Annotated in this window: 13 protein-coding genes and 1 tRNA gene; 3 read left to right on the top strand and 11 right to left on the bottom strand. The window is 57.2% G+C overall.

The window, feature by feature from the left end:
- Nucleotides 1–102 precede the first annotated feature (102 nt).
- Nucleotides 103–729 carry an XTP/dITP diphosphatase gene (locus tag GY33_RS0106345; protein WP_031386530.1) on the bottom strand — a complete coding sequence of 209 codons (627 nt, stop codon included), beginning with the start codon at nt 727–729 and terminating at the stop codon, nt 103–105.
- 120 nt (nt 730–849) lie between these two features.
- On the bottom strand, nt 850–2,295 hold the full coding sequence (locus tag GY33_RS19665; protein ID WP_051822353.1) for a HAMP domain-containing sensor histidine kinase: 1,446 nt from the start codon (nt 2,293–2,295) through the stop codon (nt 850–852).
- 146 nt (nt 2,296–2,441) lie between these two features.
- Between GY33_RS19665 and GY33_RS0106335 the strand changes: the two genes are divergently transcribed.
- The gene (locus GY33_RS0106335) at nt 2,442–3,488 is read left to right on the top strand and encodes a glycosyltransferase (RefSeq protein ID WP_031386528.1); all 1,047 of its coding nucleotides are present in this window, start codon (nt 2,442–2,444) and stop codon (nt 3,486–3,488) included.
- Nucleotides 3,489–3,528: 40 nt separating this feature from the next.
- Here GY33_RS0106335 and GY33_RS0106330 read toward each other — a convergent pair whose 3' ends face one another.
- Nucleotides 3,529–5,493, bottom strand: coding sequence for a protein-disulfide reductase DsbD family protein (locus GY33_RS0106330; RefSeq protein ID WP_051822352.1), 1,965 nt, complete (start codon nt 5,491–5,493; stop codon nt 3,529–3,531).
- Between the two features lie 69 nt (nt 5,494–5,562).
- Between GY33_RS0106330 and GY33_RS0106325 the strand changes: the two genes are divergently transcribed.
- Nucleotides 5,563–5,638: transfer RNA gene (locus GY33_RS0106325), tRNA-Lys, on the top strand.
- Here GY33_RS0106325 and GY33_RS20915 read toward each other — a convergent pair.
- The 7 genes from GY33_RS20915 to GY33_RS0106280 form a co-directional block, all read right to left on the bottom strand.
- Nucleotides 5,610–5,918, bottom strand: a complete 309-nt coding sequence (locus GY33_RS20915) for a hypothetical protein (RefSeq protein ID WP_152555099.1) — start codon at nt 5,916–5,918, stop codon at nt 5,610–5,612. The two genes, GY33_RS0106325 and GY33_RS20915, sit on opposite strands and share 29 nt — an antisense overlap.
- A 216-nt stretch (nt 5,919–6,134) precedes the next feature.
- Nucleotides 6,135–6,770 carry a hypothetical protein gene (locus tag GY33_RS0106310; RefSeq protein ID WP_161788448.1) on the bottom strand — a complete coding sequence of 212 codons (636 nt, stop codon included), beginning with the start codon at nt 6,768–6,770 and terminating at the stop codon, nt 6,135–6,137.
- 17 nt (nt 6,771–6,787) lie between these two features.
- Nucleotides 6,788–10,483, bottom strand: a complete 3,696-nt coding sequence (locus GY33_RS20340) for an HsdR family type I site-specific deoxyribonuclease (protein WP_152555097.1) — start codon at nt 10,481–10,483, stop codon at nt 6,788–6,790.
- On the bottom strand, nt 10,480–11,910 hold the full coding sequence (locus GY33_RS0106300; protein ID WP_051822351.1) for an ATP-binding protein: 1,431 nt from the start codon (nt 11,908–11,910) through the stop codon (nt 10,480–10,482). The genes GY33_RS20340 and GY33_RS0106300 overlap by 4 nt, the downstream gene beginning before the upstream one ends.
- A complete protein-coding gene (locus GY33_RS20335; protein WP_152555096.1) occupies nt 11,907–13,073 on the bottom strand; it encodes a restriction endonuclease subunit S in 1,167 nt (388 codons plus the stop codon). The genes GY33_RS0106300 and GY33_RS20335 overlap by 4 nt, the downstream gene beginning before the upstream one ends.
- Nucleotides 13,073–14,731, bottom strand: coding sequence for a type I restriction-modification system subunit M (locus GY33_RS0106290; RefSeq protein WP_031386522.1), 1,659 nt, complete (start codon nt 14,729–14,731; stop codon nt 13,073–13,075). The genes GY33_RS20335 and GY33_RS0106290 overlap by 1 nt, the downstream gene beginning before the upstream one ends.
- A gap of 182 nt (nt 14,732–14,913) precedes the next feature.
- Nucleotides 14,914–15,342, bottom strand: coding sequence for a hypothetical protein (locus GY33_RS0106280; protein WP_031386521.1), 429 nt, complete (start codon nt 15,340–15,342; stop codon nt 14,914–14,916).
- A gap of 15 nt (nt 15,343–15,357) precedes the next feature.
- Here GY33_RS0106280 and GY33_RS20910 point away from each other — a divergent pair, with 15 nt between their 5' ends.
- Nucleotides 15,358–15,849: a hypothetical protein gene (locus GY33_RS20910; RefSeq protein ID WP_152555095.1), complete on the top strand. Its 492-nt coding sequence runs from the start codon at nt 15,358–15,360 to the stop codon at nt 15,847–15,849.
- Nucleotides 15,850–16,142: 293 nt separating this feature from the next.
- Here GY33_RS20910 and GY33_RS0106270 read toward each other — a convergent pair whose 3' ends face one another.
- Nucleotides 16,143–16,838, bottom strand: coding sequence for a hypothetical protein (locus GY33_RS0106270; RefSeq protein WP_031386520.1), 696 nt, complete (start codon nt 16,836–16,838; stop codon nt 16,143–16,145).
- Between the last annotated feature and the right edge of the window lie 5 nt (nt 16,839–16,843).

The raw sequence follows: 16,843 nt of genomic DNA, 5'->3' as shown, positions 1-16,843 counted from the left end.
CAAGAAAAACTGGAAAGATGCCGGAAAGGACCGCCAAAGGCAGTCGCGCACTTCAAAGTGACCATCATTGGCCCTGAAGTCAAGGGGTTACCGGGCCTCCAGCTAGACCTTCAGGCCCTTGCCCTGAATTTCGCGGATGAAGTCCGGCCAGGCGGCGGCCAAGCGGCGCAGGGCGACGGCCCTGTGGCTGCATTTGTTTTTCTCGGCCGGTTCCAGTTGGGCGGACGTCAGGCCGAGTTCCTCGTCGAAAAACAGCGGATCATAGCCAAAGCCGTTCCGGCCTTGAGGGGAGAGAGCGATCCTGCCGGACCATGTCCCTCTGGCCAGCAGTTCCTTCCCGCCCATCACCGGGGCATGGACCGCGATCACGCTGACGAAACGAGCCTCTCGGTCCTCCCAGGGAACCCCTTCCAGCCGGGACAACAACAGGGAGTTGTTCGTCTCATCCGTGGCGTCAGGGCCGCTGAACCGGGCCGAATATACGCCCGGCGCACCCGCCAGGGCGTCCACTTCCAGACCGGAGTCGTCCGCCAGGGCCATCAGTCCGGTCAACCGGGCCACGGCCCTGGCCTTGATCAAGGCGTTCTCCTCGAACGTCTCGCCTGTTTCCGGAATCTCGCCAATCTCCGGGAACGCATCCATGGTCAGCACCCGCACGTCGAACTCCTGCAACAATGCCTCGATTTCCGAGGCCTTGCCCTTATTTCTCGTGGCAATAATCAGTTCCAAGTCTCTTCCCCTCTCACGACATTTTCACGTTCCCTTCACAATCTCCTTCCCAACCCTTGACACCCCACACCACCCGCGATCTCCTGACTCCTGACTCCTGNNTGACTCCTGACTCCTGACTCAGGCCTCCCTCACTCCCACCTCGGCGCTTCGGATCTTGGGCAGACGCAACGTGGCCGTGGTTCCTTTCTCCCGGCTGCTTTCCAATTGCAGTTCTCCACCCAGATCAATCACGATCTTCCGGGTCATCGCCAACTCCAGACTGGTGAACGGATTGAAGGGATGATCCAGAACGTCGCTGGGCAGTCCGTGCCCGGTGTCGGCGACCTCCAAGACAACGTTGTCCCTGCCCTCTCGGACGGAAATCCGCAGTTCCCCGCCGGAAGGCATGGTGGACACGGCGTTTTTGATCAGATTTTTCAGACATTGCCGTACCATTTCCGGGTCCGTGACAATGGATGGGATCGTTTCGGCCATATCCAGCCGAGCGCGGATGTTCGGGGTAAGGATGGATGCGTCCAGGGAGCGCGTCACCTCCTTTGCCAGCATGTCGATCCGCACCGGGCTCATGGTCAGTTCCAGGGGGCGCGAAAAATTAATGAACGTCCGCAATATGTCGTCCAGTCGTTTGGATTCGCTTAGGATGATTTTGACCTTTTTCATGCTGGTGTCGTCCAGCCCCGGCGCCCGGACCAGGGTGTTGGCAAAGCCGCCGATGGCGAAAAGCGGGTTGCGGATTTCATGGGCGATGTACGTGGAAAACTCGCCGATGGCGGCGTACTTCTCCGCGGCCTGCAGCCGATGGACCATGGTGGAAAGGTTATGCCCCAATTCGCTGAGTTCATCCGAACCCTGAATGCTGAAGTCCTCCGAATAATTGCCCTGACGAATCGCCTGACTGACCCGGGACAGCTTGCCGATGCGATCCAGCAGATGTGAGCGCAGATAAAGCAGAACGCAAGCCAACAGCGCCGCCAGCCCGCCGAAAGCCATCAGCCCGCCGTACATCTGCATGGTCCGAAGCTGGGAGAAATCCTCGTGCATGTCCTGAAACTCGAAAAGCGCGCCGAGGGTCGGCTGACTCGCGCCGTGGCAATGGTGACATTCCGGACTGTTGGCAATGCTCCTGACCCGCAGGTAGTAGGGACGATCCCGCAGTTCCAGGAGTCTGCCCGAGCCTTCCCCCCCCTTGAGACTGAGGACGAGCATGTCCCGGACCTCGGGGTGGTCGTAAAGGTCGAGAAGGTCGCGACGCAGGGTTTCGGGTTCCGTGGAGTAGGTGACGTTGCCGCGAAAGTCCGTCAGGTAGATCCGAATATCCTCGTACAAATCCGAGGCGACCCGGAACTGCTCGTGGGTTCCGGGGTTGTCGCCCCGGCGCATCGGGCCGTCGATGGCCATGCTCAGCAATTCGGAAACACGCAGCCCCAGGCGGTCGATCTGGTGGATGGTGATCTTTTGTTTCCAGTAGTAATTGGCCGCAAAAAGGCCGAAAAACACCAGACAGGTCACCAGGGAAATCAATCCCAGAATTTTCACCCCGAGGGAGATTCGAGGTTGTTTCACTGCGGCGCTCCTTGAGGTTCTCGCCTGAATTTTTGCCTAAACTCCTGCACGGATAGTCTCGGCATACTCAGGCTTGACCTTTGTTTCAACCCCCGGCATGTCTTCGTGGCCTTGTACGCCTTTGTGTCCAGAACTCAAGGATTGCCATGATTTCCGTCCTCCTGCCCGTCCACAACGCCGCCGCCACCTTGCCGGATGCGCTGGACAGCCTGCTCCGCCAATCCTTCGCGGAGCTGGAGATCATCGCGGTGGACGACGGCTCCGACGACCGGTCGGATAACGGCCCTGCCGATGAGTCTGGAACGTCCGCCACCCACGCCGTCCTTCAGGAATATGCCCGGAACGACCGTCGCGTCCGGGTGCTGGGAATCAAGCACGGGGGAATCGTTCAGGCCCTGAATCACGGGCTGACCGGCGCGCGCGGGGCGGTCATCGCGCGCATGGACGCCGACGACGTCAGCCAGCCGGAGCGGCTGCAAAAGCAGGTCGACTTCCTGCGGCAAAATCGGGAAGTGGGCCTCGTCGCCTGTCGGGCCGCGTTCGGCGGGAGCGCGGAGCGTGCCGGAGGATATAAGCGGCACCTGGACTGGACCAACACCTTGCTGGATCATCAACAAATCAGCCTGGGGCGGTTCCGCGAATCCCCCCTGGTCCATCCCACCGTGATGTTCCGCAAGGAGCTGGTTGACCAATTCGGGGCCTATCGGGACGGACCGTTTCCCGAAGATTATGAACTCTGGCTGCGCTGGCTGAGTCTCGGCGTGCGCATGGCCAAACTGCCCGAGACGCTGTACGTCTGGAACGACCCTCCGCACCGCCTCTCCCGGACCCACCCCCGCTACGGCGTCCGGGAGTTCTACGCCGTCAAGGCGGTTTATCTGGCAAGATGGTTGACGAAGCACAATCCGCATCACCCTAAAATCATGGTTATGGGCGCGGGCCGGATCACCCGCCGTCGGGCGGAAATGCTGCTGGATAACGGCGTGGAGATCACCGCCTGGCTGGACATCGATCCGCGCAAAATCAATCGCCGCGTGGCCGGCCGTCCCGTCATCCATCGCGACGAAGCCCCCCCACCGGGACGGGCCTTTCTGGTCTCCTACGTCGCCGGTCACGGCGGGGCCGAGGATATCGAAGGCTTCCTGCGCGGGCGGGGATACCTTCCGGGGCGCGACTATATTTTGGCGGCATGAGACCCGGGCGTTTCGCCCCGCTCTGCGCCCAGGTCGTCCCTCATTGCCGTCCAAAAGCCGTTTCCAAGGCCTGCTCCAGTTGCCCCAAGGTGAAGAGATCTCTGAGAATCATCGGACGCTCCGCCGACTCGCCGCGATCAAAGATCGCCACCAGGGGGATGCTTTGGCTGCCTAGGCCCCGCAAGAGAGCCATCCCGTCCGGGTTGTCATGGGTCAGGTCCACCTTGACCAGGCGCAGGCCGTACTTGTCCTGAAACGGAGAGAGATTGCCCGGAGTGAGCACGGTTTTTTCCAGGAACTTGCAGTTCGGGCACCATTCGGCGGTAAATTCCACGAGCATCCGGTCCGCGCCCAGAGCCTGGACGTACAGTTCAGCGGAAAACGGCTCCCAGTCGCTGGATACGGGCTTGGCGGTCAAGGCCCAGCCTCCGGCGGCCAGCACCAGAACCAGAGCCCCGGCCCGAATCGACCAGCGCCGCAACGCGGAATGCGACAGATTCGTCCATCCTCCCCAAATCCAGGAGGCCATGCCCGTGGTCCAGAACAGGATCAGCACCGGGAACAGGAACTCTCCGGGCAGGAAGGTCAGCAGGTAGATGCAGGTGGCCAGGAGCAGAAATCCCAGGGCCTTTTCCAGATAGAGGGTCCAGTTGCCCGGCCTGGGCAGGAAGCGGACCAGGTTGGGAAAGAAACTGACCACGAAGTACGGCGCGGCCATGCCCAGGCCCACGCAGAAGAAGACCCCGGCCACCACCAGAGGCGGCTGGATCAGGGTCCAGGCCAGGACGCCGCCCAAAAACGGTCCGCTGCACGGCGTGGCCAAAAGCGTGGCCAACATCCCCGTAAAATACGCCTGCCCTTCGCTGGACAGGGAGGAGTCACCCTTGCGGCCCATCTTCAGGTCAATCACCGGAAGGTTGAAGACGCCGAACAGACTCAGGCTCAAAGCCAGTAAAAGCGTGGCCAGGATGATCACCGTAGTCGGGCTTTGAAATATCTGACCCCAGACCATCCCGGTCAGGGAGAGCAGAAACGCCAGAATCATGAAAAACGTCAAAATGCCCAAAGCGAAGAGTTGATTGTGATCCCGAAACGCCTTGCGCTGGCTTTCCAGATCCCCGGAGGAGGCATCCGGAATCAGACCGCGCAGCTTCAGGCTGACCACGGGCAGCACGCAGGGCGTCAGGTTCAGGATCAATCCCCCGAGCAGGGCCAGCAGTAAAGCCTTGCCCAACCCGCGAACTTCCAGCCCGGGCTGAAAGGAGACGGGTTTGAGCCGCTCCGGGGCGTATTCGATGAATGCCTGCTCGGTGACCGGAGCGCTTGCGACGCCGGGCCGAACGAATGGGGTCGTCGTGGCTCCAGGAGCCGCCGTCAACAGCCGTTCGGTCCAGTCCGGCTCGTCCCCCGAAACGTGACGCGTTCGTTCCAGAAGATCCGCTACCTCGTGCTCTTCGCGCAGATCGATGGGCCAGCAACTGCGATCCGAGCAGAGCAGCATTCGCAGGTGGACATGAAGGACGTCGCGCTCCCGTAAAACTTCTTCGCCGGGCAAAACCACGAATAGCGGCGTAGCCTCCTTGAATGCCTCCACCATCACGCCGGGCTCCAGGCTGTCCTCGATCACGACGCCCGGAGGATACAGCACGCGCAGATATTCCTCGCCCGGCGCGAGCATGGCTTGCAGCGTGGTCGGCATGCCGGTGGGACCGGGCTCGTGTCCGTAAGCGTACCAGCCCGGTGCCGGAGTCACCCAGTACACCCCCACCGTCGCGCCGGCTGGCAAAGGACCAAGGGCCTCATCCAGCACATACGTTTCCAGCCTGGACGAATACGGCGCCGGAGTCGTGTCACCGTGAGCCGGGCGCTCCCAAGGGCCGATCCCGGTCCCTAGGCCGGCCCCAAAACCGAGCAGCAGCAAAAAACCAAACAACCATGCCCGCCCCGAAACGAACCAGCCTCGTTCCATACTTTCCGCTTCACGCCCCCAAAAAAAACGCTTCATTAAATCCACCTTGACAAGCTACATGAGTGAGGTCTATACGCCGTGTCTTGCCGCGAGCGGCACTTCCCTGGGTCACTAGCTCAACTGGCAGAGCAGCGGACTCTTAATCCGGAGGTTCAAGGTTCGATTCCTTGGTGACCCACCAGGAAATTCAAGAGGTTACGGTGAAAATCGTAGCCTCTTTTTTTGTCTTCAAGCTCAAAAAACCGTTTTTGGTCAACCCCTGGTAAACCAATGTGAGTATTGACCTGATCTCGACCGATTGCCGGAAGCCTTCGACGTACTGATCCTGGAGATGGCCTTGCTTTCTTGGCATGTCTATCTGGGAGGGAAGGATAGAATGCTAGCCCGAACGAAAAAGTCTTAGAACGAGAATACGTGGCAAGGATGCGACCCTTTTTTAAGTGGTGCATAAGTTTATCCATCCTTGCCGATCTCCTGCTCCTTGTGGTCTCCGAGAAAAGCCGCCAACGCTTCGACTTTTGACATTAGATAATTCAACCCGTCTTTGTCCATGACATGCCCGAGTCCTGGGCATTGACCGTAGTCCTGCCCATCTCATTTCCAAACTTCGCTGCCAAAACCTCCCGGCTCTCTCACTTGGCCACCACCAGATTGACAGAGTTACAGGGTGGCTGCCTTCAGCCTTTTTTTCCGAGCCAGCGCCTCATTGAGGCGGAGTATCCGCTTATCAAATCAATGGCCGCGTTCAGGTTGAGACCAACGCCATAGAAGTTGGGTTTCAACTCGATTATCTTGTGAAAACCTGGACCACGTCGGCGAGATGGTTTCAGGTCGTAATCTGTTTCAATCAATGACCGAAAAGGATTCGCTTCATCTGTCCCGAGATAACTCAGATACTGTGTTAATGCGCCCTTGATGTTCTCCTCGAAGGTGGGGATATGTTCGGTTTCAACCTGCTTGGCCACTTTCCCAGCGTTGCCGTCAGGAATCTTGAGTTCAGTAGCGCGTTGGGAAAGCTGTCGGGCTATGGCCAGCACAGCTTCGGATGAAGCCAACATGCCAAGATTCATAAGCACTTCAGAGGCGGCGACTTGTCGGGCGGTCATATTGGCAGGTCCTTCGAAAAACAAATCCTTTCCAAGCTTCCCCGCGAGATAACCCCATCGATGCTCCGCCGAGAGATGTTTCGCGTTATCAAAACTCGGATCAAATTTCATTTCCTTGGCTTCGTTTTCAAAGTAGCCACTCGGAATCAAGTTTTGCAAATCACTCATGACCTGTGCCCGGAGTTGTTTCAATGTCCACCAGTCCATAGAACCCCCAACCTCAATCACGCCGCCGTTCCGTACACGCTGCCCCCATCCCCGAAATAGGCATCATAGACGTGCTGATACACGGCTGAGCTTTTCTGGTTGAAAAGCTCCGGGGTATAGACTCTGGGCAGGCCAGCATCCAGGACTTTTTCGATGGTCACGCGGACCTCGGCGCGGGCCTGTTGACGTTTACGCCAGTCCAGGACCAGCTTCTCTCTTTTCAAGGCTTCAAGGAGTTGGCGGGCCGTGGCTTTGACCTTGATCTTGTCTTTTTCGCTCAGTTCAATATCCGGCTTGGTCAGCAGGTCGAACAAGGTCAATTCCTCCTCGGTCAGTTGCTCGCTGACGGCCCGCTGTTCTTCATGGGTCAGATTCCCGGCGAATGTCTTCAGGCGATGGAAGAATTCCTCGGCATTCAGGCTGCCTTTGTTGTAATCGTCGATCATGGCCTGAAATTTTTCCAGATAGTCCATGCGCGTGGGGTTGAGACGAAGCATGGCCATCAGCTTGCGGGCCAGGGTGCCCTTGAGTTTTTCATTGATGGTTCGTTTGCGGCCCTTTTTGAACTTCTCGGCCAGGGCGTCAAAATCAATTCCGCTCAGGTCAACCCAGTTTTCTTCTCCGTAATCCGGATGAGTCTGATGGATAATGTAGCCTTCCGTGGCCACGGAACGGTCCAGTAGGTCCTCCACCTGCTCCATGATCAGGGAAATATCCGCTGGCGGGGTCAGGTCACGGATTTTTTCGGCGATGACCTGAATGGGCATGACCTGGGCAGCGAATTCCTTGGCCTCGGGGTCGGGCAGAACGGCCTTGTAGAGCCGCTGGACCACGTTGGCCAGATCAAGGTAACCGCGCTTGATTTCCTCGGTTCCCACCAGAGCGTCAACGGCATCGTCCAGCAGTCCCACACAATTCAGGCCATCAGCCGCCCGAATGGCGTCCAGATGGATTCCATGACTGCGGCACATCCGTTCGGTTTCACCCAGGGCGTGGCGCAGCGCGGCCACCAATGCGGACTTGTCCTCCACCGGCTTTTTGTCTTCTGATTTGTCCGTCCCGGAACTGCCCTTGGAACCGTAAATGGCCAGGGCTTTTTCCAGGTTGCGAAACACGCCGACGTAGTCCACGATCAGGCCGCATACCTTGCCGAAAAAGACCCGGTTGGCCCTGGCGATGGTCTGCATCAGGGTGTGGTTGCGCATGGGCTTGTCCAGATATAGCGTGGAGCAACTGGGCACGTCGAAGCCGGTGATCCACATGGCGCAGACAAACACCAGCCGGAGTGGATCATCGGGTTTCTTGAATCTGGTTTCCAGGTCTTCATCCAGCATCCGCTTGCGGTGCGGTTTGATGTCCAAGCCCTTGGCGACCATCTCAGCGATCTCGTTCTGGCCCTGGGAGACCACCACGGCCATGTCGGTTTCGCGCATCCAGGCAATACGCTGCTCCATTTCGGTCAGGACGTCTTCGTCCAGGGCGCTCCGGTCATCCTCGTTCACCCCGTCCAACTCTCCCCGCAATTCCGCGATCTTCGCATCCCAGTGATTCCGCACCTTGTCATACATCCGGATCGCCGTGGCCTTGTCGATGCAGATCATCATGCCTTTGCCCCGGAAGCCCCTGGACGAGAAATGATTCACCAGATCCTTGGCAATGGCCTCCAGGCGGTCCTCGCGGGTAATCAGGTGGTATTCCCTGGCAAAATCCCGCTCCAGCTTTTTCTCCTGGGCCTCGTCAAGCTCGGCCTCTTCCAACAGGCGCTCCATGTCCGCGTTCAGGTTGGCGTTGGTCAGTTGCAGTTCCGGAATGCGGTTTTCGTAATAGAGCGGCACCGTGGCCCCGTCCGCCACGGACTGCTGAAAATCGTACACGCTGATGTAGTCCCCGAAGACCAGCCGCGTTTTCTCTTCGCCCACGATCAAGGGCGTGCCGGTAAAGGCCAGGAACGAGGCCTTGGGCAGGGCCGTGCGCATGTTCAGGGCCATGGTGTCGTACTGGCTGCGGTGGGCCTCGTCGGTGATCACGATGATGTCGTCCCGCTCGGAAAGTACGGGATGCGTTTCGCCGCGTTCGGTGCGAAACTTGTTGATGATGGTGAAGACAAAGCGGTGATCTTCGCCCAGCAGTTGGCGCAAATGGCGGCTGCTCTCGGCCTGGGCCTGGCTTTCCGTGACCACGCCGGACGTGGCGAAATGCTTGTAGATTTGCCCGTCCAGTTCCAAACGGTCCGTGACCACGACAAAGGTCCAGTTGCCCGGAATCTTGCGCAAGACCTTCTGGGTGAAGAACATCATGGACACGCTCTTGCCGCTGCCCTGGGTGTGCCAGAACACGCCGAGACGGCCTTTGGCCTTCTCGGCGGTGTTCCCCTCACCCCCGGCCCCTCTCCCAGGGGGAGAGGGGAGGTGTAAGACAATCAAATTGAGTGCCTTGTGAGGAGAATCAAGAATGGAGGCATTTGGGATTCGGATTATCTTGTACCCAAGACCCTTGAGGTAAGCTTGCTTTTTCTTGTCCTTGGTTTGCTTTTCAGGGACGTCATGAATGCTGCCGTCAACCTCGATGATCAATTTCGCGGCATGACAATAAAAATCCACGATATAATCACCAATCTGATGCTGACGCCGAAATTTATACCCAAAAAGCTGTTTGCTTCTCAAAAATACCCAAAGAATTTCTTCGGCTGGTGTCTGCAATTGCCTCAATTCCCGAGCGCGACTCACAAGACCGCCAAAATCATACCCCCCTCGATAATGCCCCTTGCCCTTCTCTTTCTGGCCCGGATTTTCCCCATCCTCTTTCCCCCTCTCCCCCTGGGAGAGGGCCGGGGAGAGGGCCGGGGAGAGGGTCGCGATCAGCGCAGCGATCGCGTTGTTCACGCCCAGATACTGATGGTTCTTGGCCGTCAGCTTGATCAGTCCGCCGGGGGCTTCCTGGAACAGGGTAAAGTTCTCCACCAGGTCCAGCAGCCTGTCCGGATCGCAAACCCCGCGGAGCATGGTTTCCAGGGAGACGCGGGCCGGTTCGTCTTCGCTGTCCACCTTTTTCCATTCCGCGAAGTGTTCCCAACCGGCGGTGATGCTGCCCACCCGGCTCTGGCTGCCGTTGGAGAGGATAACCAGGGCATTGGGCCAGAACAGTTGGGGGATGGTGTCCTTGTAGTCGCGCAGGTTGCCGGTGAAGGCGGTTTCCAGGCGGCGATGCACGGCCTTGAGTTCGAACAGCACCAGGGGCAGGCCGTTGACGAACCCGACCAGATCGGCGCGGCGGGTGTGCATCTCTCCGGTGATCCAGAACTGGGAGCAGACCAGGAAGTCGTTGTTGCCCGGCACATCCCAGTCCATGACCCGGATAACTTCCACGCTCTCGCCGTCGCCCTCCGGATCAGGGACGCTGACGCGCACCCCGCTCTTGAGCAGTTCGTAGACCTCCCGGTTGGCCGCAACCATGCTCAGGCGGGAGCGGTCCCGGCTCAGTTCGGCGATGGCCTCATGGATGGCCTCGGGCGCGGCATCGGGGTTGAGCACAAGCAGAGCCTCCCGCAACCGGGACTTGAGAATCACCTCGGACTTGTTTTCCCGACCCAGGCTGCTCAGACCTCCATCGAATTCATGAAAGGCGTTGAACGGGGTCCAGCCCAGCTCTTCCAGCAGGGCAATGGCTGGTTTTTCGACCAGGGTGTCTTCGGTGTAGTCCATGGGCGGATTCATGGAGCTGATTCCTTTTTCGTTTTGAGCCGGTAAACGCCGGTCTTGGGCGCACCGGAAAACTCAATGATTTTGCGTTGACGCAATGCGGCAATATCCCGCTTGGCCGTGGCCGGACTGACACCCCAGTGCTGAACGATACCTTCGGCCTTCACCGGAACACCCTGCTTCAGTTGGTCGAGAAACCACTTTTGCCGTTCATTTACAAGCTCATTTACAGGATCGTTTACAGGCTCACTTACAGGGTCATTTGCGGTAGCGGCTCGGACAGGCTCATCAGTGGATAATTCCAGACGCGACGGAAAAACAACCCGGACGCACGACCCGAGTTCCAGCCATTCTAGTTCAGGATAGCCGCCTTGGCGGCAGGAGCTGGTGATCCGTTGATAGCCGCTGCCCCATTCTTCCATCAAGCCCATCTCGCGCAACACCCGGCAGATGGCCCGGTTTCTGATCCGGCTGACCCCGGCCTTGAAGTTCTCCAGGGTCATGCCAAAGGGGAACATGCCCGGGCTCTGGATTTCCAATCGATCCGAAAAAATGGAGACAAAAAAGCGCATCCCGGAGAGAGCGTAATCAGCATGGGCTACGGCGTTGACCAATACTTCACGCAGGGCCACGGCGCTGTATTCGGAAACATCCTCCCGTTGCATGCCGTTGATCCGGGACGCGAGGCGCGTATTGCGGGCAATGAACTTCGGTACATCCACCAAGGCTTCCAGCAGCCCGTTCATGTCCTGGCGGTCAAGAAACTCGCTCTTGTCGCGCCCCAGGAAGCGGGCGCAGGAGATGCGGGCATCCGGAAAGCATCGCTGCCTCGCCTCGGTCGTTCCAAAAAGGATCACGCCCGCGTTGGAGGCAACCCGCCTCCCGCCCTGGTGCGTCAACATGCCGAGAGATTCCAGGGCCGACACGTTCAGTGGTCTTTTTTGGTGGGCAAACCATCGTTGCAGGGCGGCTTGATCCAGGTCGGATTCGTCCGTGCCCGCGCAGGGCAGTTGGTCGAAGGTTCTGGTATGGTGCAACCTCCGCAAGGCTTCCAAGGTCGCCGCATCCGCCTGACGATTGGTGGACCCCAGCCGGACAAACACCCCATCCTCCGGCCCTTTGGCTTTCAGGTAAAACGGCCCGGGCCAGTGCGCCACCCGGATCAGGAGCAAAGCCTTGTCCGCCACGGTCACGGCCTCAATTTCCGGCATCATGCCCGGGGCGATACTGTCAGCGATCAGATTGGCCAGACGCTCTTCCGCGTCCAATACGTCATCCACCCCGACAATCGTCCCGTCGTCAGCCCGCCCGATGACCACCGTACCGCCGGCGGTGTTGGCAAAAGCGATCACAGACTTGAGGATATTCTTCGGCGCGGAGATGTCCTGCTTGAACTCCAGGGACTTGCCTTCCGGGCGTTTCAGCAGTTCCTCGACCCTCATGCCTCAACCTCCTCGGGCGCGGCAATATCCAGGTCAGAGACGTCAATCTCGCCGGAGATGAGTTTGGGAAGGAGCAGGTCGCGGGTGCGGCGGAGGGTGGAGTTTTTTTGGCGAAGTGCACTAGCTTGCTGTTCAAAGTCATCTGCAAATTGACAAAATTTTGCCAATAAATCGGATGATGGAATAACGGTATTTAGCGAATATGCTTGGTTGCGGTTTAATCCTGGAACTGCTGCATCATTGTTTAAGAAGTTTTTTGTCTGAAGATCGTAGAAGAGGAAGCGTAGCGGGATATTTGAAGTTACAAAATAAACCGTATCTATTGGGTAAAATCTACTATCCGACCAAAAAATACTACCGACGTTACCCTTCCGACCAACAATTATTCCAGGCCCACTTGCTATGGCACTCCTATGGTACCCAACTATCCCACTTGAGCCGTATACAGGAATGTCACCGTCAACGCGATCCTCTTTTTTTAACGCCTTCCCATAATTCAATTTCAAAATATCACCAAGTTCTCTGACCTCCCACCCCTCCGGAATCCTCCCCAGCGGCGATTCCACGAACTTTACCTTTTCATGTCCGGGAAAGCGAAATTTGACGAACCATTCGCGGTAGAGGTTCTGCGCCATTTCCTCCAGAATCTTGATCCGGCGCTGGTTGTTCTCGATCAGGTCGTCGTAGGCGGAGAGGATGGAGGCGATTTTGCGTTGGGTGGGGAGGGGTGGGGCTTTAACCTCAATGTCCTCAAAAGTAGTTTTGTTTACAATCGGTGTTGCAGCACCACTCGCGATTCCTTTAACCCTTTCAGCTAAAGTTGAAAGCAAATAATACACAAAGAATGGATTATGTTTGCTTTTGTTAACAACAACACTATTGATTTGTTGGTTTGTTAAACTATCTTTCGTAGTCAAACATATTTTACCTATAGTTGCTCCAATGCACACAAAACAAATTGACTTTGGTGGTAATATTTGTCTTTTAAATTTGTTATACCCTTCATTTGATATGCCTCGTTCTGTGTCTACAATACGGCATGATCCCATATCCGTTGGTGTAATGAACGGGAAGGTATCTCCAAAGAATTCAAGGTTATTTGAGGACGGGGTTTTGCCAGTCACCACCATCCCAAAATCAGAAATTCGCATTTTTTCCCACATCAACTAGCCTCCAACAACTTTACCACATTCTCGGCAATCCGCTCCTCCAGTTCCCTGCCCTCGACGTTCAGCCCTTCCAGTTCTTCGTTCAGTTCTTCCAGTCGCTCCTTGAAGTCGAAGTCGTCTTCGGCCCTGGCGGCCACGCCGACATAGCGGCCTGGGTTCAGGCTCCAGCCTTGGGCCTCGATCTCGGCGATGGTGATGACTTTGCACAAGCCGGGGATGTCGGCATATTGGCCATCCGGGAACGATTCGGCCATCAGTTCGGCGCTGTCGTGGAGGTTTTCGGGCTGTTCGCCGCGGTAGAGCCGGGCGATGTTGGCCAGGAATTCGATCTGGGCCGGGGTCCAGTCTCGGTGGGCGCGGTCGATTTGGCGGTAGATGTGGCGGGCGTCAAGGAAGAGTACGGTATCGGAATACCGTACTCTTCCACCCTCTCCCCCGCCTCTCCCAAGGGGAGAGGAGCCAGAAAAGGTTTCGCTGTTCAATCTCCCCTCTCCCCCTGGGAGAGGGGCCGGGGGTGAGGGTGGCAAAGTACGCTTTGCCTTGTCGAAAAACCAGAGGGTACAGGGCAGGGTGACGGTGTAAAAGAAGTTGGAGCCTACGGCCACCATCACGTCCACGGCCTGAGCCTGGATGATCTGCTTGCGGATATCCAGTTCTGAGCCGCGAGCGTCCGAGGCGGAATTGGCCATGACGAATCCGGCCCGTCCGGTTTCGTTCAGGGCGCTGTAGAAAATCTGAATCCAGAGGTAGTTGGCGTTGTCCGTCCGGGGCAGGCCGAAGGGAAAGCGGGGGTCGTCCTTGAGCCGGTCCTTGTCCACGCGATCCACGTTGAAGGGCGGATTGGCCATCACGAAGTCGAACTTGCCGGTGGAACGGTGCAGGTCTTCGTAATAGGCGTTGCCCTGACGGATGTCGCCGGACAGTCCATGCACGGCCAAGTTCATCTTGCCCAGCCGCACGGTCTCGGCCACCTTTTCCTGACCGAATAAACTCAGCGTCGCGCTGGGATTCTTCTTGTGCTCCGAGACAAAGTGGGCGCTCTGTACGAACATGCCCAGGGAGCCGCTGGCCGGGTCAAAGATACGGCCATTGTAGGGTTCGATGATCCCGACGATGAGCTGGACAAGCGCCGTGGGCGTGAAGAACTCCCCGCCTTTTTGTCCCTCGGCCCTGGCGAAGTTGCCCAGGAAGTACTCATAGATTTTACCGAACGCGTCCCCCTCGATGTCCATGGGCACGGAATTCATGGTCTTGAGCAGTTCCTTGAGCAGGGAGTTCTCAAACCGATTGTAGGTTTTGGGCAGGACGTCCTTCAGGTCCGGATTGTCCGCCTCAATGGCCCGCATGGCATCATTGATGGCCGCACCGATGTTCTGGCCCTCGGGCAGGCGGATCAACGCGGAAAAGCGGGCCTGCTCCGGCAGGTACAGGACACCCATGGCCTGATAATCCTGCGACCCAATCTTACGACGCCCACCACCCTGACCCTCAAGCTGCTTGGCAGCCACCTGGAATTTGTGGTCCGCATACCGCAGAAAAACCAGCCCCAGCACCGGGACCGAATACTCCGACGACTTCAACTTGGAATTCGCCCGCAGCTCATCCGCCGCACCCCAGAGCCGTGTTTCAATATTGTTCCCGTTCCGATTCATGTTCCTGCCTTGTTGTGTTGAGTTATCAAAAGCCCGCCCAATCTCGCATCGCCTCACGCGGTATCAGGTTCAGCATTTCCGCATACTTCTGTTTCGTCATCCCGGCCTTTACCTCTCGGATACCAGCCGCCACATTCATGTTCCAATTTCAGTGCTACGTCCAGAACCCCTTTCTTGCTCTCCTACATTTCACCGATCAGTGCGTTTACTCGGTCGTACATCGTCAGATCGTCGAACATGTCCTTTGCTGCCCTGCTTGGCTTCAGTTTTATCGGGAACCGGACCCTCCCCAGTGCCTGCTTTATCCGCATCTGAAGGTCTTCTCTCTGAAACAATTGTCCCCACTCTTGGCTGTCTCCGTCGGCCAGAAGCCTCGGGTCCGGATACTGGTCGATCAGCCCGGCCATCTCCCACTCAGAAACCAGATACCTTGCCGCACTCAGCGGGTCTTCGTCCTGTTGAATCTCCCATTGAAGGTTGTTCACCAGTATCCAGGTGAAGTGCTCCGGGTCCTCCACTGCTTCCAGACCGTCTGGCATTTGCACTGCCAAGTGTGGATTGTTTCGCGGCATCCAATACATATTGGACTGAGGAAACGGTAGGTTGCTCATTATCTGGCCCCTTGTGTGATTAAAATTTCCTCTGAAATAGCTCTACATTCTTCTGGTCAGTGTTCTGAGTTTGTTTCTGACTACCCCTATCAACAATCTGCACGGCTTGGTCTCTTATTGCGACATTTCTACGCCAATGCCAACCTGAAGTCCTTTCCTGCCAACCTGGAATGCGTAATTCCCAAAAATTCCAAAAAAACAAAAACTATGATAGCGGCAACACCTTCGACCAATTCTTTCATGCCAAATTCATCCTGCTCGCATATTTTCCAGACAGAAAAAATGGTATCGCTGACGAGGCCGAAATTTCGTGAGGACCAGAATCAACATACCCTTTTGATTGGATTCCATATCAAAAATGTTGCCCAGCCAGCAACACAAAAAATCAGGCTTAAAGCAACTGTAATGACATACTGTTATGAAAAATTCGAACTTGAACCCAGTACAGAAGCAATCGCGCGAAGCAGTCAGTCCGGAAATCATCCGGCCCTCGATAGATTTTGTTGAGCAAAGCACACAAAAAAAGCCGCCTACCTCCACTAAGAGATAGGCGGCCAGGGCCGAAAAACGCCCGTCTTCCAGGGTTCGTGTGACTCAACCAAGGAACACCGACTTGAGTGTGTTTTTCCCGTCTGAGGCCCTGTACCTGTGCCCCCCAGTTGTCAGCCTTCAGGGCCGGGGCACGGGGTTAGCTGTTTGGCCGGGTCGCAACCCTTTTTATAGGTGGGCAAAACTCTTGAGAGGGGAAGGTGGTCCTCCACCACCCTTTAGGGACTGTAAAAACTCCCAGAACCATCAAATCACGTTCGCCTTCGTCGTGCCTCAAACGGAGGCCGCACATTCACGATTGATGAATAGATCGGACCGGGAACCTCGAAGCCCACGATCCCGCCTGGATAGATTTTCGCCTCTGTCGCCCGCTCCCAATAAGGTGATCTGACGAGGGAATCCGGACCATGGAAAAGCGCTTGCGCCGTCCATCCAGCTTGCTTCAGGCTGTGAATTCGTGGTTTAATCCACGCCACCGCTCGCTTCATGGCCTTGTGCTGGTCAGTGTCCGCCGCTGGGTCCGCCGCTGGCTCGGTCACAACTTGGGCTGCCGGGTTCACCTCCGGGGCCTCCACCTCCTGGGCCGTGGCCGTCGGCAATTCTGGACGGGTGAGCCAGACGTGAACGACTTTCTGGTATTTTCCGCCCACGGTGATCTTGCGCGAGTTCCGGTCCTTCTCGCTTCCCACGATCAACCCGGCCTCGGCAACACGTTTCCAGAGCAAGCGGGGTTTCACCTCAAACGTGATACCTCCTTCCTCGGTCAATCGCTTGACGACATCCATCGTCCGCTCAGGGTGTAACATCGCCTCGCCCTCGCCCGCAGTCCAACCGATGCAGGCATCCGGCAATTCGTCGATGGGCGTAGTCCGTTCGTCTGAGACGGTTAGCCGCCCGGATCGTAAACCCTGAGTCAGAATCGCAAAAAAAACATTAACGATAAGCATATCTT

Origin of the sequence: Desulfonatronum thiodismutans, from assembly GCF_000717475.1 — a bacterium.
Lineage (GTDB): Bacteria > Desulfobacterota > Desulfovibrionia > Desulfovibrionales > Desulfonatronaceae > Desulfonatronum > Desulfonatronum thiodismutans.
This window is presented reverse-complemented; position numbering and strand designations above follow the sequence as displayed.